The following is a 17,511-nucleotide window of genomic DNA, read 5'->3' on the forward strand; positions in this document are numbered from 1 at the left end:
ATGCAGCTGACCGCCCCTCAACCACCCGACACAACAGAATTCGACGCCCTGCGCAGCGGCCTGAATTAATTCAACGAAACCATCACGGGCCCATTAGCCCGTGAGCGGATCGCCAGCGTTATCAGGGATAAAGAGGGCGTGGTGCAGGGCGGTATTCTCGGCGAGATAAAATGGGGCTGGCTGCATATAGAGGGCATCACCCACTACCATCTGGAAACCACCCGTTTCCAGGCGCGGCCCTTCCACCAGAAACAGGGCTACACCGTCTTTGGCCAGCTGCCGGATAGGCCGCCGGGGCATATCAGCTATTTTCAGAACAAGACGGAGCAGTAACAGGCGCAGCCAGGGGCATGGAAACAAGAGGGTTGAATGCAATGACCATCAACCCTCTTTGTCATGTTTAGTGACTGGCTGAACGGCTGCCGTTCCAGAGCAGCTCGCCACTGCGCAACTCCATCAGGCTCATGGTGAGTCGATAGCGACTCCCCTCAGACACCAGATCCCCATAGAGCATGTAACCGGCCCCGGTCTGGCGGCCGAGCCGCACCAATGAAGCCGGATTCATTCTCCCCTGTTGATACTCAAGCTGGCCTGTGATGGCAGCCACCTGGCCGGGATCGACGAAGCGAAAACCGCTTTTGGACTGGATCCGCTTGCTCATGGCCGCCGCCATGGGGCGGGTATCGAAGGGTTCACCCGTCCCGTTCTGGGGCGGAGTGAGCAGCAACACGGGATTACCGCTCTTCACCAGCTCCCGCACCTCGGGAGCCTGTACGAAGGCATCCGCCATGGCCAGTGCCAGCCCGGTCGGGGCCACCGGCTTGGGCAGGGGCGCCCCGGTATCCGGCTTGGTAACCGGTTTATCCGGCTGGCTCACAGGCTGGTCCGGTTCACTGACAGGCGCCTGAGTGCCGCCGTAGGGATTGACCGCACAGCCGCCCAACAGCAGGGCGCTCAGCATAAGCAGGTGACGCATCTTCATCGTGTTCTCTCCGCCAAAAGTCCGTAGAACGGACTTCGCCAAAAGCCCGTGGCGGAGCCCTTGCCCCGCATCTGCTCCATGCTAGAGACAAAACCGCCCCGGGTCGATACACCAGATGACACTGGACGACAGAGCCTGGCCAACCCGCACCCGGCCAGTGATGCGCCAAAAAAAGGTGGCAGGCCCTCATCACATTCCTTTACGGTAGTGTGCTGACAGATTCGAAAGGAGAGCACAGTGCACGGACCCGACCCCGCCAATCCCCACCCCATGAACGGCTTCCCCCAGGTGTGCTTTATCAAGAACACCATCAAGGGGCCCAATATCGAGGTGGGCGACTACAGCTACTACGACGACCCGGAGGATTCGGCGGGCTTCGAGCGCAACGTCCTCTACCACTTCCCCTTCATCGGCGACAAGCTCATCATCGGCAAATTCTGCGCCATCGCCCGCGGGGTCAAATTCATCATGAACGGCGCCAACCACCAGACCTCCGGTTTCTCCACCTACCCCTTCTTTATCTTCGGCAACGGCTGGGAGAGTGCCGCCCCCGCCCCGGGCAGTCTCCCCTACAAGGGTGATACCGTCATCGGCCACGATGTCTGGATAGGCTTCGAAGCCCTGATCATGCCGGGTGTGCACGTAGGCAATGGCGCCATTATCGCCGCCCGCTCAGTGGTCACCGGCGACGTACCCGCCTACGCCGTGGTCGGCGGCAACCCCGCCAAGGTGATCCGCTACCGCTTCGACGACGACACCATAGAGCGCCTCAATGCCATCGCCTGGTGGGACTGGCCGGTAGAGCAGATCAGCCGGAATTTGCCGCTCATCAGCGGCGGTGAGATAGCCGCGCTGGAAACCGTAACCCGATAGAAACAACCACCATCAAGCAGGAAGCACGATGCAATTAACCCCGCCCCAGGCACCGCAAGAGGATGAGATCGATGCGCTGCGCATTGGTCTCTCGGGCTACAACATGGGACACGCCGGTACTCATCTGCGCGAGCGGATCGCCAGCTTTATCAAGGATGAAGAGGGCAAGGTACACGGCGGCATCATCGCCGACATCAAGTGGGGCTGGCTGCACATCGACTGGCTCTGGATCGACGAAAGCCTCCGCCGCGATGGCTGGGGCGGCCGCCTGCTCGGCGCCATGGAGCAGTACGCCCAAAGCAAGGGCATCACCCACTACCATCTGGAAACCACCAGTTTTCAGGCCCTCCCCTTCTACCAGAAGCAGGGTTACGAGATCTTTGGCCAGCTGCCCGATATGCCACCGGGGCATATCAGTTACTTTCTGAAAAAGCAGGATAAGTGATGACATTCCAGCGCCTTGCCAACGCCAGACTCGTGATCCGCCCGTTCGAACCGGGCGATGCCGATGAGTTTGTCCGCGCGGCGCACGAATCCATCGACACGGTTGGCACCTGGATGAGCTGGTGCACTCCCTCATTCAATCGGGACAGAGCGCTGGAATGGTTTGCCACCTGTGACAAGGATCGTGAGGCCGGGTGTGCCTATGATATGGGCCTCTTTTGCGCAACCACCGGCCAGCTCTTGGGTGGTGCTGGCATCAACCAGCTGTTGCCCCATCATCGTTACGGCAATATCGGCTATTGGGTGCGCCAATCTCGGCAAGGCTGCGGCATCGCCCGACAGGCGGTCGCTCTGCTGCGTGATTTCGGCTTTCAGCAGTTGGGTCTATTTCGGCTGGAGATCGTGATGGGCGTTGGCAACACAGCCAGCGAAGCCGTTGCCATCGCTGCCGGGGCAACCTTTGAATGCCGGGCAAGGAATCGCATCTTTCTTCATGGCCAGCCTCTTGATGCGCATGTTTATGCGCTTACACCCTCATATTCAGTTCTTTAGAAAGCCATATCGTTCATATAGGTCTATCTAGCTATTGTAACGGCCTAAGACCTCCCTAGAACCCGCCACCAACACTCATTCGAGTCGGTGGTGGTGTCACAATCCAACCCCTGATGCACAAAGGCATGGCTCACCAGCTCAGCGTTAACTATATGATATTAAATAACTTTTAATCTTTTTGATTTCTCCTTAATAAATGGCAAAAATGGGATAAAGATCATAGACATACGGGCACCAGACAACTACAGTTGAGGAACGAGTTAGAAAGGATGCTACGTGTTGACGCTCAAAGAATAACTAGTAAAATGGCGCGTCCGATTAGGAGCCAAATCATGAAAGTTGTTGAATTTAAGGTTCATAAAGAGAAGCTGAAGAAAGAGACTTCTTTGTCTCAAAATTATAATGGTGCTGCAAGACCAGCTGGGAGAGTATTTGAGTTTGAAAAAAATGGAGAACACCGTTCAAGCTTAGATATAGAAATTTTTGAGAGCATTTTGAAGAAGGCCAAAAATCTTGGCTGGTAAAATTAAATTTCACTATATATATTGGTGGTATTCTACTCAATTAGGATGCCACCATGAATGTCTCAAGAGCAAAAAAAACTCAAAACTTAGCTCATCCAACTGACTCTACCTCTAGCAACTCAATAAAAGAAATCTCTGCTAGGACATCTAATGACCTTATCATTGGTCTCTGCGGTACAATAGGTTCAGGGCTCCATGCACTTAGAACCAGTATTGAATCTAGGCTATCTTTACATAACTACGTTGTCCGTCATGTTCACATCAGCAAACTGATGAAAGAATTCTTCCCTTCAGACTATTCAATATTTGAAAAAGACATTGAATCAGACTCTTACAATAGATATAAAGGGCTTCAAGATCTAGGAAATGCTCTTAGAGAAAAGTATAACTCTCATATATTGGCAGAAGCGGCAATCACTAAAATATCATTTTATCGTGAACGTGACAAAAAACTTGAATCTCCAACACCAGATCGAGTCGCGTATATAGTTGATCAATTAAAACACCCAAGTGAACTTGAGTTATTCAGACTGATTTATCAACACAACTTCTACCTCTTTGGTGTCATTCGCACTGAATCAGAGAGAAAAAGAAATTTACGAGATGAAGGCATACCAGCCAAACACATTGATGAGTTATTCCATCGTGACAGAAAATTTGACGACCCAAATGGACAACAGACAGAAAAAACTATAAGAGATGCTGATTTTTTCATTAAAAACAATCAAAGCCATGTAGCTGAGTTAGATAAGAAAATTGGACGTTATGTTGACCTCATTCACGGTGTAAATGGAATAACCCCCACCATGGATGAGAAAGGAATGTTTTCAGCATATAGTGCTTCAATGCAATCAGCATGTCTTTCAAGACAAGTAGGTGCAGCCATCTTGGATGAAGATGGAAATATGATCGTTACAGGTCGAAATGATGTGCCAAAGTTTGGGGGGGGATTATATAACTCTGAGGATGGTGAGCAAGACTACCGTTGTATACATAAAGGTGCCAAGTGCTACAATGACTTCCATAAAGATAAAATGCGAAAAAAAATCTTCAGCATAACAAAAAAATTCTTTGGAGAACAAAATAGCATATACAAACCAGAAGACTTGGAAGTAATAAAAAAATATACGAACAAAGAACACCTAGAAAAGCTGGTTGATAACATATATAACGAAAGCCCAATAAATGCTTTAATAGAATATTCTAGAGCTATTCATGCGGAGATGGATGCGATTACTTCTCTTGCTCGTTTACATGGGGCGAACAGTAAGAAAAAAATAATCTACACGACTACATACCCATGTCATAACTGTGCTAGACATATTGTAGCGGCGGGGATACAGAAAGCTATATATATAGAGCCATATGAGAAAAGTCTTGCGTTAGATCTTCACGATGATGCAATTTGTGATGCAAATAGTAAATCACCTAACAAAGTGATTTTCGAACAATTTGAAGGCGTTTCACCACGTAGGTACACCACTTTATTTTTATCAAGAACTGATAGAAAAAACGATAATGGGAGTGTGATAAAAGTAAGTGTGCGATATGGCTCCCATGCTGACAATCAGTTTAAAGATTCGTTTATCGACTACGAAGCAAAAGTTTTTGAAAACTTCAGCAAGAAGGTTCAGCTGGTTCCGGCCAATGAATAATAAGGTTGGGAGCGGTCACTGTCTTCATAGACTGTTCCCCCTCCAATCCGCCGAGGGGAAGGGGCAAGGTCAGGAGCGCCATCAGGGATGATGGCGCAGACGCAGCTGGCACAGGGATGTGCCGTCTGCGGCGGTCCGTCCGACCTTGCACCTGACCCGAGGGCAACCGCGTAGCGGTCGGATTGGCGGGGGAAAAGACCTTTGGTGACTTTGGGTCTTTCCAAAGTCACTCGCCCCAGCCCGAAGGGCGGGCGAAACCCCTTCGAGGCCAGCGGCCTCGCGTCCTGCACGGCAAAGCCGTGCCACCACACAACGGCTCCTGCCGCCAACGCCATACCTCGGAACGGACGATTACGCCTGACGGCTAATCGACCCTACGATTGCACGGCGCAGCCGGGCCTCTCACCACAGGCACGGAGTCTGACTGGACGCCCGGATGCCACCGACAAAGGGGGGCGTGGCCGCCCCTATCGGCCCAAAAACGGCTCCCAGTCCTTGAACACCGGCTGCAATCCAGCCTGCCTGACGGCATCGGCTACCTCACCCAGCGGGCGAGCGTCGTGGATGGCAAACTGCTCCAGCTCCTCCGCATCCCCCTCGGCATAGCCGCCCGGCTGGGTGCGCGACTCCGCCGACATCTGGGTGATGCCAAGGCGCAGGGCGCCGTTGCGAAACGCAGGGGATTCCCGGGTTGAGAGCGACAACTCCAGGGTTGGCGAGAAGAGGCGCCAGGCGCAGATGAGCTGCACCAGCTGCCTGTCCGACATCACCACCTCGGGCTGCAGGCCGCCGGTGCAGGGGCGCAGGCGCGGGAAGGAGAGCGAATAGCGGCTCTGCCAGTGGTGACGTTCCATCCAGGCCAGATGCTCGGCCACAAAATAGCTGTCGGCACGCCAGTCCGGTGACAGGCCGATCAGCGCCCCCAGCCCAATCTTGTCGATGCCAGCGCGACCGAGCCGCTCCGGGGTGGCAAGCCGCCACGCAATATCCTGCTTGTTGCCGCGCAGATGATGGCGGGCGTAACTGGGGGCGTGATAGGTCTCCTGATAGACCATGACGGCATCCAATCCCAGGGTTTTGAGCTCGGCGTAATCGGCTTGCGACAGTGGCTGCACCTCCATCGCCACTGCGCTGAAATGGCGGCGGATCTGCGGCAGGTGCTCACAAAAATAGGCCATGCCTACCTTGCTCTCGTGCTCGCCGGTCACCAGCAGCACACTGTCGAAACCGCGCGCCTTGATGGCCAGACATTCGCGTTCAATTTCCTCTGCATCCAGCGTCTTGCGCTTGAGACGGTTGCTCATGGAGAAGCCGCAGTAGGAGCAGTCGTTGGCGCACAGATTCGACAGATAGAGCGGCACATAGAAGCCGATGGTATTGCCGAAACGCTGGCGGGTGAGGCGCTCGGCCTCTGCCGCCAGCTGCGGCAGGTACGCCTCGGCGGCGGGCGAGATCAGCGCCATAAAATCGGCCAGGGTGCGGCGGGGAGTGGTCAGCGCCCGCTCGACATCCCGGGTCGTCTTGGCGCGGATCTGCATGCCGATATCGTCCCAATCAAGCTCGCGCCAGCGGTCGGCAAAATCCAACCCCCTCCCGGCCGCCCCCTTGGCAGGGGAAGGTGCGCAGGGCTCGCCCCATGCCAGCGCCGGATCAGCCTCTGCCCTCACCCCCAGACCCGATCCCAAAGGGAGAGGGGAGCATACAGACGCCTCATTTTCCCCCACGCCCTGGCTCATAGCGCCCCCAGAAAATCGGTGAGCGGGCTGGAGGCGCTGGCTTGCAGAGCACGCGCGCCGAGACCCGCCTCATAGGCGCTGCGACCGGCCTCACAGGCCAGCGCGAAGGCGCGGCCCATGGCGACCGGATCGCCGCTGACGGCGATGGCAGTGTTGACCAGCACGGCGTCGGCACCCAGCTCAAAGGCAGCGGCGGCGTGGCTCGGCGCCCCTATCCCCGCATCCACCACCACAGGCACCCGCGCCTGTTCGATGATGATGGCGAGAAACTCCCGGGTCACCAGCCCCTGATTGGAACCAATCGGCGCGCCGAGCGGCATCACTGCGGCGCAGCCCACCTCTTCGAGCCGCTTGCAGAGCACAGGATCGGCCCCGCAGTAGGGCAGCACCACGAAGCCCTCTTTCACCAGCTGCTCGGCCGCCTTGAGCGTCTCGATGGGATCGGGCAGCAGGTATTTGGGATCGGGGTGGATCTCCAGCTTCAGCCAGTTTGTCCCCAGCGCCTCGCGGGCCAGATGGGCGGCAAACACCGCCTCGGCGGCTGTCTTGGCGCCGGAGGTGTTGGGCAGCAACTTGACCCCGAGCTTGATCAGGGGAGTGAGGATATCGTCGTGGCGCTTGCCGGGTTCGAGCCGCTTGATGGCCATGGTCACCAGCCGGGAGCCACTTGCTTCAATGGCGGCAGCCATCAGATCCGGGCGGGCAAACTTGCCGGTGCCGGTAAAGAGGCGGGACGAAAATTCATGGTCGGCAATGGTCAGCATCTCAGCCTCCGGCAATGGCAGTGAAAAGGTGGATCTCGTCCCCGTCATTGAGTCGGGTATCTGACCAGCGGCGACGGGGCAGTACGGCGCCGTTAAGAGCCACCGCCACCCCCTGCGGGGCAACCTCACGGGCCGCCAGCAGCTCGGCCACGCAGATCTGGCTCTCCGGGCTGGTCGTCAGCACCAGCTCGCTATCGTTCAATCGGATCTTCATTGCGCATCCTCCATGGAATTGGCAAAGGGAGTGGCGCCGCCGCACACAGAGCAGGCGGGGTCGGAAGGCAACCCCAGGGTCTGCCACTCGTGGGTCAGGGCATCGAAACGGCGCAGCGTACCCGCCACCGGACTGGGCTTGCCCAGCAGCAGACGCAAGGCTTCCAGCGCCTGCAAGGCGCCCATCACGCCCACCAGGGGGCCGGTGACGCCGCTGCTCTGGCAGCTTTCTGTGGTGCGGGTATCCAGCGGATAGAGGCAGGCATAGCAGGCATGTTCGGGGGCGGTTCTCACCATCAGCTGCCCCTGCCAGCCGACGGCGGCGGCGGAGATCCACGGCTTGCCCTGCCCTACGCAGGCGGCATTGATGGCGTAGCGACTGGCCAGGTTGTCGCAACAGTCGATCACCAGATCTACCTCAGCCACGAAGGCTGGCAGGCTCTGCTCATCGAGCCGCTGATTGATGGCAATCAGCTCCACATGGGGGTTGTGAGCCGCCAATCGCTCGCGGGCCAGCTCGGCCTTGGAGTGATTGACCGCATCCGCATCGAACAGGATCTGGCGCGGCAGATTGCTGGAATCCACCGTATCGCCATCGGCGAGCCACAAGGTGCCCACCCCGGCCCCGGCCAGATAGAGCGCCAGCGGCGAGCCAAGCCCGCCGAGGCCAACGATCAGCACGGATGCCTCTTTCAGCCTCGCCTGCCCCGCCTCGCCGATTTCACTCAGCATCAGTTGTCTGCCGTAGCGCAGGTACTCCGCATCAGAGAGCATGATCGGCCTCCTGCGGCGTGATGGCCTGATGGATAAGCGCAGAGCAAGGCTCATCCCCCGCCCCCGCTGCATCGAGCAGCCGTTTGGTCGCTCCCTGCCAATCGTCACTGGCAGTGATGGCCGACACCAGCGCAATGCTGCCCACCCCGCTCGCCTTGACCGCCGCCACGCGATCCTCGCTGATGCCGCCGATGGCGACCGTCGGCCAGTCGCACATGAGTGCCCGGTAGCGGTGCAGCCGCACCAGCCCCTGTGGGCGCGAAGGCATCGCCTTGGTATTGGTCGGGAAGATATGACCCAGCGCGAGATAGGAGGGGGCCAGCTCGCGGGCCCGCATCAGCTCGAAGTAGCCGTGGGTGGAGATGCCAAGACGCAGCCCCGCCGCCTGAATGGCGGCGAGATCCGCCGTCTCCATGTCCTCCTGCCCCAGGTGCACGCCATAGGCACCCGCGGCGATGGCCTGCTGCCAGTAATCGTTGATAAAGAGCCGCGCCCCATGACGGCGACCGAGCGCGACAGCATCGCGAATGGCTGGTGCCACGTCTGCGGCAGGCAGGTTCTTGATCCGCAACTGGATGGTCTTGACCCCCTGCCCCAGCAGGCGCCTGAGCCACTTGACCGAATCCACCACAGGATAGAGACCCAGCTGATGTTCGGTCGCGGCAAAGGGGCCCTCGGGCAGGCGGGCCTCGCTGACGGGATAGAGACCAAAGCGGCGATCCAGGTTCGACCCCGCCAGCACGGCACGGGGGAAGTGGGCAAGATCGCCCGGCCAGCCAAGATGAGCGATGGGGCCAGGGCCTGCCCCTACCCCTTGCGCCGCAGCCAGCCCCTGTTGCAAATAGGCGCGCGCCAACGTGATGGCGTCCTCCACCGGATAATCCTGCGCCACCACGGCGGCGATGGCGCTGGCATAACAGCAACCGGTGCCGTGGCCGTGGCGGGTGTCGAGGCGCGGCGCCGCCAGCCAGAATTCACGGCTCTCGTCCTGGTAATAATCGAGGCAGAGATCGCCACTCCACCCAAGATGCCCGCCCTTCACCAGCACGGCGCGGGCTCCCAGTTCGCGCAGGCGCGCCGCCCCCGCCCGCACCAGCGCGGGGCTGCTGGCAGGAATACCGGCCAGCGCCTCCAGCTCGGGACCATTGGGGGTAATGAGCGCGAGGCGTGGCAGCAAGTGTTCGCGCACTGCCGCCAGCATGTTGGCTTCGGCCATGGGGGTGCCGGTGCTGGCGATGGCCACCGGGTCGTAGACCACGAAGGGTGCTTCGATGGCTGCCAGTCGGCGTGCCAGCACCTCCACATGGAGCCGGGTCGGCAACAGGCCGATCTTGATGGCCGCTGGGGGCAAATCGACGCCGAGGGCGTCGATTTGGGCGGTGAAGGTCTGCATCAGCACGGGGTCGACCATCTTCACCGCCACCGAGTTCTGGGCGGTAATGGCGGTGATGACAGAGCAGCCGTGCACGCCAAGGTCGTGCATCGTGTGCAGATCGGCCTGAATGCCGGCACCGCCGCCTGAGTCCGATCCGGCTATGGTCCAGACGATGGGTCGGCTGCTCACGCCTCCTCCCCTGCGGCCTGTTTCAGCACCGCCGCCTGATGGTAGATCTCGCCGCCGGTCTCCTTGAAGGTTTCCGCCATGCGAGCCATGCCGCTCGCTACTTCAGCCACCACCCGCTCCTGCTGGCCATCCATGCCCACCAGTGTCACCTCGACCGCTTCCAGGCTGGCCGCGTAGTCGCGCACGTCCTGAGTGATCTTCATGGAGCAGAACTTGGGGCCACACATGGAGCAGAAGTGCGCCACCTTGCCGGACTCCTGGGGCAGGGTCTCGTCGTGATAGGCGCGGGCGGTTTCCGGATCCAGCGCCAGATTGAACTGATCCTCCCAGCGAAATTCAAAGCGCGCCTTCGACATGGCGTTGTCGCGGATCTGGGCACCCGGATGACCCTTGGCCAGATCGGCAGCGTGGGCGGCAATCTTGTAGGTGATCAGCCCCTGCTTCACATCCTCCTTGTTCGGCAGCCCCAAGTGCTCCTTGGGGGTGACGTAGCAGAGCATGGCGCAGCCATACCAGCCGATCATGGCGGCGCCTATGCCGGAGGTGAAGTGATCGTAACCCGGGGCTATGTCGGTGGTGAGCGGGCCCAGGGTATAGAAAGGTGCCTCGTGACAGTGCTCAAGCTGCTCCGTCATGTTGCGCTCTATCATGTGCATGGGCACATGACCCGGCCCCTCTATCATCACCTGCACGTCGTACTCCCAGGCAATTTTGGTCAGCTCGCCCAAGGTGCGCAGCTCGGCGAACTGGGCCTCGTCGTTGGCGTCATAGACAGAGCCGGGGCGCAGACCGTCCCCAAGCGACAGGGCCACGTCATAGGCGGCACACAGCTCGCAAATCTCGCGAAAATGCTGGTAGAGGAAATTCTCTTTATGGTGCGACAGGCACCACTTGGCCATGATGCTGCCACCGCGCGAGACGATGCCGGTGAGGCGCTTGGCGGTCATGGGCACGTAGCGCAACAAGACGCCGGCATGGATGGTGAAGTAGTCCACCCCCTGTTCGGCCTGTTCGAGCAAGGTGTCGCGAAACAGCTCCCAGGTGAGGTCTTCGGCGATGCCGTTGGTTTTTTCCAGCGCCTGATAGATGGGCACTGTGCCGATGGGGACCGGGCTGTTGCGCAGGATCCACTCGCGGGTCTCGTGGATGTTGCGACCGGTGGAGAGATCCATGACGGTGTCGGCGCCCCAGCGGGTGGACCAGACCAGCTTCTCCACCTCCTCTTCAATGCTGGAGCTGACCGCCGAGTTGCCTATGTTGGCGTTGATCTTCACCAGGAAGTTGCGGCCAATGATCATGGGCTCGGTTTCCGGGTGGTTGATGTTGTTGGGGATGATGGCGCGGCCGGCCGCCACTTCATCACGCACGAATTCGGGGGTGATGTTCTCGGGCAGGCGGGCGCCGAAACCCTGACCCGGATGCTGGCGCAGCAGCAGCTCGGATCGCACCCGCTCGCGGCCCATGTTCTCGCGGATGGCGATAAATTCCATCTCGGGGGTGACCAGCCCCTGACGGGCATAGTGCAGCTGGGTCACCCGGCGACCGGGCTTGGCGCGGCGAGGCTTGGGCAAGTTATCGAAACGCAGGTGATCCAGCCCCTCATCGGCCAGGCGCTCCTGAGTGAATGCGGAGCTGAGATCATCGAGCGCTGCTGTGTCCCCCCGCTCCAGCACCCAGCCTTGTCGCAAGCGCGGCAGACCGAGGCGCACATCGATGACGGCATGCTCATCGCCATAGGCACCCGAGGTGTCATAGACGGGGACAGGTTCATTGGCTTCGAACTGCGGGTGCTCTTTGCTGCCGCCGACCAGGGTGTCGGCCAGGGCGATTTCACGCAGCCCTACCCGGATATCGGGGCGAGAACCTTCGATAAAGATGCGGCGGGAGTTGGGGTGAGCCATCCCCTTGAGGTTGTCGATAAAGCGCTGGGCGCTGGCGCGCTGCTCGCGACGACTGGGGGCTGGCTTGCGCGGCTCGGAAACAACCTGCTCGGATACGGCCTGTTCAGTGGCGGATGATACGGAAGTAGACATAGCAAAACTCTCATTAACTGATTGAAGTTATGGGTGTTTGCTTGTCTGGAGTTCGAGGAGAAGTGATGAACTTGCGGCGGGGTCTTCACGTCAGGAGGGAGTGCGCGCGGGATGGATCTCCGCTGTGCTGCGCGACTGCTGTCCTGCTGCCTTCAGGCCAGCAACCCGGTGCCCTGATGGACAACCGGACGGGACAGACTCCCTCCTGTGCGCCCTGACCCATCTCGGGTGATCCCTTCGATGAGCGGGGGCTCTGCTCTCTGTAGCGTGACGCCCCCGGCGCGGTAACCCGCAAGTTACCCTTGTTTCCCTTCGCAGGTTTTAACCTGATCAGGTTCCACGGATCCCGAATTAACGGTCTCAGCTTTGCGTCGTTCGACGGTCAGCACTCCGACAAGATGGCGCCAGTATAAGTGGGGAAATGGAAAGCACAAGCATTTAACAAGACCGACCAGTGCAAACAACAACCGGGCCATGGGCCCGGTTCTCTTACTGCAACACACTGCCATTATTGGTTGGTAGCAGGGGTCACACTGAGGCTGACATTGTTGAAGCCAAGCCCGGAGAGCTCTTGTGCATCGAGCGGGATATCCAGTCTCAGACCCTGACCGGCACCCAGGTTGCGAGCACGGCTCGAGTGGCTGGCGGCAGCGACCGGCACGGGAGCGCCGATTTCGATGTTGCCAGCAAACTGGCTCTCGGCACTGAAATCACCTGTGATCCCGGCCCGAGCCGGGCGCAGCACCCTGGCCAGGTTATTCTGCATGGTAGGCAGACCATTCTGCTGTATGGTCCAGTTCCAATCCCACCACTTCACTTCACCCGGGATATAACGCTTGTCCCACTGGTAACGGATACTGCTGGCCTTGTCCTTATATGGCCCTATGACGAAGGTGTGGTTCCAGTTCGGACGGTTGTCCGGATGGGTATACCAGGCATTGCCGCCCCAGCGCAGGAAGCCGCTCATGGTCAGGTCATAGCTGATATCGGCCTTGAACTCGTAGGGGTAGGAGATGTCGGCCTTGTAGAGCTCTATCTTCACCGGGATCTTGGAGTGGGCCGGTACTGTCGGGCGCACGGACTGGGACAAAGAGGTGGTGGTCGAGCCCCCGTTCTGGGAGGCCCAGGACTGGTTTGCAGCAATCTCGATGGAGAGCTCGGTTTCCCCCACCAGCGGCCACTTGAACTTGTTCTTGGTGGTCACCTTCTCGCTCAAGCCATAGGTGTTGGTCTTGGACCAGTTGGTGGCCGTGTCGTAGCGCAGGGTAACGTCATAACCGGATTGAGGCGTGTCGCTGTCGTTGATAGCCCACCCCACTACGGTCTTGACCAGTTGGCGGTCAGACTGGGTCACATCGCCATGCTTGAAACTGTCAGGATCCAGGTTGTAGGCAAAATTGCTCACCTTGATGGAGGTCTTGTCACCACAGCGATAGCCGTCACAGCCACCATCATTGTTGCCACGGATCACCCAGCCATCGCCATCACGGGTCACATCCATGTCTTCACCGACATATTGACTGTGATTCCCCCCTACCCAGGCATAGCCGAGGTAATGGGCCAGATAACTGGTTGGTTTGATGAAATTCGCACTGTCATGTACCAGCCGCCATTGCACATCAACTTCATCACCATCTGGAAGATCCAGGGCAGACAGATTCGGTATTTCTCCGGTGGCAGGATTGGTCGGATAACACCAGGTATTGGACGCTGTTCCTGGTTTTATTTCGCCGTTATAACCCGGACCCATAATGACCCAGCCATTGGCCAGCCCGCTTATTTGCCATTGTCCCATCATGCCGACAATATTGCTTTTAACGCTCTGCGCCTCTTCTCGATTGACGGGGCGATACTTGTCGCCACAGACCTCTTGACCCAATGAAAACAGGCGAAGCTGGTCTGGATAGACGGGCTCTGCCGCTTGAGCCTGCGCCATCAGCAGGCCAGACATGATTAATGACAAGCCAGTTAGCTTTAATTTTTTCATAGCAACCCCTATATGTTTAACATTGGCATGCATTCACCAACTTTATATATCAGCGGGTGGCATGTGGGTATAGCCGTATCAGTCGCATCAATCTCATTATGCGGTCAAACCCACACTTAAATACATTAAAAAAATTAATCGACAGATATATTAAGCATTGTTTTATATTGAGCAATGTAATATCAGAGCGTGCGCTCTATTATTTTATTCGTCACTTAATAACATTTGATAACCTCTTAAAAAAGAGATTTCTAATTTAGCAATTTAAATATTTTCCAATTAAGTGACCAAGGCCTTGGCATTATTTCGGCTCATCCTCCGGATTCGGGATCAGTATCTCGGTAACACGGCCCGTCTCGTCACGGGTCAGCACCAGGGTACGCCCCGGTTGCAGATCGGCGGGACTGCCGTTGAGCCAGCGGGTGCCGGCATCGAATGTTATTGTGCCCAGCCCCTGCAATTGCAGCGCATGACCCGTCACGGCGAGCAAGGTGCCCCCCGCCCGGCGCCACTGGGCAGCCGGTTCTGACTCAGGCGCGTGTCCATAAAGGCGAATATGTTCGGCAACGCCGTTGCGACTCAGGATGGCGAGCTTCATACCGGGCTTGAGGTCGGAAAACTGACGCCCCCCGGCCAGTGCGGCGCTGCCAAGCTCGAGCTCGGCGCCTTGAAATTGCAGCCGAATGCCATCGTTGTGTTCCAGCTCCACCAGCCACAACTCGTCGGCGCCTGCCTGCGCCGCCCAAAGCGGCACACCCAGCATCCATGCACACCATTTTCTCGATTGTTCCATCTTCGTTCGTCCCTGAACAAAAAGCCCATGCTGGACAAGCATGGGCTTCATTCGGGAGCATTTCTAATCGAGAAGCAGAGATCGGATCAGTCATCCTCGCGGCAGCGGCTCAGGCGCATGCCGTCAAACTTGCACTCCAGCTCGAGCCAGCGCCCTTCAAAGGGAGCCAGGCTGTTGTCCGAGGTGGTGTAGCCCCAGATCCGCCCGGCTTCGACCGGCCCTTCCAGATCCATTTCGCCCTTGTCATCTTCGTCCAGTGCTTCGACCTTGCGCACATAGCGCACACCGTTCTCCACCCCCCCCTTCATCTCGACCCAGGTGCCACCGAGATCGTCCTCGTTCAGCCCGTCCTTGAAGCGGGTCTGGTCGTCGATCACGAACGGCAGGCCGTTGACCATCAGCTGGCCCAGCTGCCAGGTGGTGCGGCCGGTTAACTTGAACTCGGCCGACTGCGCGATGCCAAGTGGCAACAAGATAAACAGCAAGAGCGCGCAGAGAGACTTCTTCATCGGGGATCCTCGGGGTTACACTGCCACACAGGATGGCGCGTCCGGTGTGAGACGAGCGTGAAATGCCAGTCAAAACCAGGAGATCAAAACATGAAAATACTGGTGGTGGAAGACAATCCTCAGGTGGCGGAAACCATCATGGATTACCTGGAGCTGTCGGGGCACAGGATGGACTGTGCCTATCACGGTCAGGCCGCGCTGCAACTGTTGGCGGAGCAGCGCTTCGACGTCATCATCATGGACGTCATGATGCCGCGCCTCGATGGCCTCAGCACAGTGGCCCGCCTGCGTGAGCAGGGGATCCCGACCCCTGTGCTCTTTCTCACTGCCCGCGACAGCCTGGATGACAAGCTGGCAGGCTTCAAGGCGGGGGGGATGACTATCTGGTCAAGCCATTCGCCATGGAGGAGCTGGAGGTGCGACTACAGGCGCTGGCACTGCGCGGCCCCCGCTGCGACATGGGGGCCCTCAGCGTGGGCGAGCTGACGCTGGATCCCGCCAGTAGCCGCGCCACCCGCGCCGGGGTCGAGCTCAAGCTCGGCAAGATCCCGTTCCAGATCCTCACCCTGCTGGTGCGCCGCGCCCCCCATCTGGTGAGCCGTCAGGAGGTGCTCGACACCGTCTGGGGCGATGAGGAGCCCGACTCCGACGCACTGCGCAGTCACATCTACGCCCTGCGCAACGCGCTCGATAAACCCTTTCCCACCCCCATGCTGGAAACCCTGCACGGTCAGGGCTATCGGCTGGTGACCTCATGAGACGAACGACGCCGCGCATCGGCCAGCCACAGGCCCGGCATAAAGGGAGCCCGCCATGAGCCTGCCCAGCCTGCGCCGTCGCCTGATCCTGACCCTGAGCGGGGCTGGCATGCTGCTGCTGATCATCATCAGCCTGCTGATGCTGGTGGCCGAAGACAAGATGGAGGAGCTGAGCCTGCGCCACTGGCTGGAGGCGGAAGTGACCCGCTACAGCGATGACTGGCTGCGACTCGGCCCGGCTGCGGCCGCCCCGAGCCCCAGGCAGTTCTCCAGCTACTGGACCGAGGCGGGCCGCCTGCCGAAGTGGCTGAAACCCTACCAGACACCGGGCTTTTTCGAGCACCAATTGGGCAAGGAGGATAAACACTTTCTGGTCACCCGCCACCCCTCGGGAGATGGCCTGCTTTATCTGGTGTTCAACGACGATGCCGATGACTATCTCGACCCTTACGAAGACAGGTTGCATCTGGCGACCCGGCTGATCGGGCTGACCCTGCTGCTCGCGTGTATCGGGTTTGGCATCTGGCTGGTGCGCCATATCACCGGGCCACTGCAACGACTGCAACACAGGGTTGCCCACCTCACCCCGGATCAGGCGGATTTCGAGCCTGACGCCCCCTGGCAGGAGCTGCGGGATATCGAGCTAGCGCTACTGGCAGGCAAGCAGGAAGTCAGCGCCGTGTTTGCCCGCGAACAGGAGTTCAGCCGCTTCGCCAGCCACGAGCTGCGCACCCCCAACATGGTGATCCAGGGTTCTGCCGCCCTGCTTGGCAAGGTGACGGACTTGCCCGCGCCGGCGGCCCGCGCCACCCTGCGCATCCGCGCTGCCGCCGACGAGATGGCGCTGCTCACCGAGACCTTCCTGCTGCTGGGCCGCAAGGAGGCGGTGGAGCGCCCATTGCAACAGGTCACTCCGCTGATCCGCCAGGAGCTGGCTCGCTTGGCTCCACTGCTGCAGCGGGAGACGCTGGATATCCGGCTGCATCTGGATGAGGAGAGCGAGGTCAATGCCCCTCTCTCCTTGCTCGCCATCGCGCTCGGCAACCTGCTCAAGAACGCCCTCAGCTATGCCGAGGGGCATATCGAGATCGAGCTGTGCGGCCCCGTGCTCACCATCAGTAACCCGACGGCGGCAGCGCCGGATCAGATCCTCGGCTACGGCTGCGGCCTCACCATCATACAGCGCATCTGCGAGAAGCTCGGCTGGCAGATAGAAACCCGGCTGGAAGATGGGGTGTTCAGCGCCCGACTGGTGATGATCACCACCGACCTCACGGAGGCATAGCCCCCCCCTCCATCCCCCGCCCGGCTCCCCGTTTATGCCAAAAAGCGGAAGAAGGGAGGCCAGAA

Annotated in this window: 16 protein-coding genes, 2 pseudogenes and 1 riboswitch; of the genes and pseudogenes, 8 read left to right on the forward strand and 10 right to left on the reverse strand. The window is 59.0% G+C overall.

Annotated features, from left to right (window positions below; translation table 11 throughout):
* Positions 1-333, forward strand: a pseudogene (locus tag GWQ22_RS00230) (GNAT family N-acetyltransferase).
* Between the two features lie 67 nt (positions 334-400).
* Here GWQ22_RS00230 and GWQ22_RS00235 read toward each other — a convergent pair.
* Positions 401-982, reverse strand: coding sequence for a penicillin-binding protein activator LpoB (locus tag GWQ22_RS00235; protein WP_212512555.1), 582 nt, complete (start codon positions 980-982; stop codon positions 401-403).
* Between the two features lie 237 nt (positions 983-1,219).
* Here GWQ22_RS00235 and GWQ22_RS00240 point away from each other — a divergent pair, with 237 nt between their 5' ends.
* From GWQ22_RS00240 to GWQ22_RS00260, 5 genes are all read left to right on the forward strand, one after another.
* Complete coding sequence (locus GWQ22_RS00240; protein ID WP_275929132.1) at positions 1,220-1,855, forward strand: Vat family streptogramin A O-acetyltransferase; 636 nt, start codon at positions 1,220-1,222, stop codon at positions 1,853-1,855.
* A 28-nt stretch (positions 1,856-1,883) separates the two neighbouring features.
* Positions 1,884-2,300, forward strand: a complete 417-nt coding sequence (locus tag GWQ22_RS00245) for a GNAT family N-acetyltransferase (protein ID WP_275929133.1) — start codon at positions 1,884-1,886, stop codon at positions 2,298-2,300.
* Complete coding sequence (locus GWQ22_RS00250) at positions 2,300-2,851, forward strand: GNAT family protein (protein ID WP_275929134.1); 552 nt, start codon at positions 2,300-2,302, stop codon at positions 2,849-2,851. Before GWQ22_RS00245 ends, GWQ22_RS00250 begins: the two co-directional genes overlap by 1 nt.
* A 332-nt stretch (positions 2,852-3,183) precedes the next feature.
* Positions 3,184-3,375 carry a hypothetical protein gene (locus GWQ22_RS00255; protein ID WP_131730208.1) on the forward strand — a complete coding sequence of 64 codons (192 nt, stop codon included), beginning with the start codon at positions 3,184-3,186 and terminating at the stop codon, positions 3,373-3,375.
* A gap of 53 nt (positions 3,376-3,428) precedes the next feature.
* On the forward strand, positions 3,429-5,030 hold the full coding sequence (locus GWQ22_RS00260; RefSeq protein ID WP_131730209.1) for an anti-phage dCTP deaminase: 1,602 nt from the start codon (positions 3,429-3,431) through the stop codon (positions 5,028-5,030).
* Positions 5,031-5,497: 467 nt separating this feature from the next.
* Here GWQ22_RS00260 and thiH read toward each other — a convergent pair whose 3' ends face one another.
* The 9 genes from thiH to GWQ22_RS00305 form a co-directional block, all read right to left on the reverse strand.
* Entirely contained in the window at positions 5,498-6,766 is a 1,269-nt protein-coding gene (gene thiH, locus GWQ22_RS00265) for a 2-iminoacetate synthase ThiH (RefSeq protein ID WP_275929135.1), read from the reverse strand.
* Entirely contained in the window at positions 6,763-7,530 is a 768-nt protein-coding gene (locus GWQ22_RS00270; protein ID WP_275929136.1) for a thiazole synthase, read from the reverse strand. The genes thiH and GWQ22_RS00270 overlap by 4 nt, the downstream gene beginning before the upstream one ends.
* Position 7,531: 1 nt before the next feature.
* Positions 7,532-7,744, reverse strand: coding sequence for a sulfur carrier protein ThiS (thiS, locus tag GWQ22_RS00275; protein ID WP_275929137.1), 213 nt, complete (start codon positions 7,742-7,744; stop codon positions 7,532-7,534).
* Positions 7,741-8,517 carry a HesA/MoeB/ThiF family protein gene (locus GWQ22_RS00280; protein ID WP_275929138.1) on the reverse strand — a complete coding sequence of 259 codons (777 nt, stop codon included), beginning with the start codon at positions 8,515-8,517 and terminating at the stop codon, positions 7,741-7,743. The genes thiS and GWQ22_RS00280 overlap by 4 nt, the downstream gene beginning before the upstream one ends.
* The gene (gene thiE / locus GWQ22_RS00285) at positions 8,507-10,081 is read right to left on the reverse strand and encodes a thiamine phosphate synthase (protein ID WP_275929139.1); all 1,575 of its coding nucleotides are present in this window, start codon (positions 10,079-10,081) and stop codon (positions 8,507-8,509) included. The genes GWQ22_RS00280 and thiE overlap by 11 nt, the downstream gene beginning before the upstream one ends.
* Entirely contained in the window at positions 10,078-12,114 is a 2,037-nt protein-coding gene (thiC, locus tag GWQ22_RS00290) for a phosphomethylpyrimidine synthase ThiC (protein ID WP_212512565.1), read from the reverse strand. The genes thiE and thiC overlap by 4 nt, the downstream gene beginning before the upstream one ends.
* A gap of 289 nt (positions 12,115-12,403) precedes the next feature.
* A riboswitch (TPP riboswitch) is annotated at positions 12,404-12,517 on the reverse strand.
* Positions 12,518-12,622: 105 nt separating this feature from the next.
* On the reverse strand, positions 12,623-14,101 hold the full coding sequence (gene aerA, locus GWQ22_RS00295) for a beta-barrel pore-forming toxin aerolysin (protein ID WP_275929140.1): 1,479 nt from the start codon (positions 14,099-14,101) through the stop codon (positions 12,623-12,625).
* Positions 14,102-14,402: 301 nt separating this feature from the next.
* Positions 14,403-14,864 (reverse strand): hypothetical protein, encoded by a 462-nt coding sequence (locus GWQ22_RS00300; RefSeq protein ID WP_275929195.1) that lies wholly within the window; start codon positions 14,862-14,864, stop codon positions 14,403-14,405.
* 116 nt (positions 14,865-14,980) lie between these two features.
* Positions 14,981-15,403, reverse strand: a complete 423-nt coding sequence (locus tag GWQ22_RS00305) for a hypothetical protein (RefSeq protein WP_275929141.1) — start codon at positions 15,401-15,403, stop codon at positions 14,981-14,983.
* A 90-nt stretch (positions 15,404-15,493) separates the two neighbouring features.
* Between GWQ22_RS00305 and GWQ22_RS00310 the strand changes: the two are divergent.
* Together GWQ22_RS00310 and GWQ22_RS00315 are read left to right on the forward strand one after the other, a co-directional pair.
* Positions 15,494-16,161 (forward strand): annotated as a pseudogene (locus GWQ22_RS00310) (response regulator transcription factor).
* A 55-nt stretch (positions 16,162-16,216) separates the two neighbouring features.
* Positions 16,217-17,446, forward strand: coding sequence for a HAMP domain-containing sensor histidine kinase (locus tag GWQ22_RS00315; RefSeq protein ID WP_275929142.1), 1,230 nt, complete (start codon positions 16,217-16,219; stop codon positions 17,444-17,446).
* Positions 17,447-17,511 lie beyond the last annotated feature (65 nt).

Source organism: Aeromonas sp. 1HA1 (assembly GCF_029237385.1).
Taxonomy (GTDB): Bacteria; Pseudomonadota; Gammaproteobacteria; order Enterobacterales; family Aeromonadaceae; genus Aeromonas; species Aeromonas popoffii.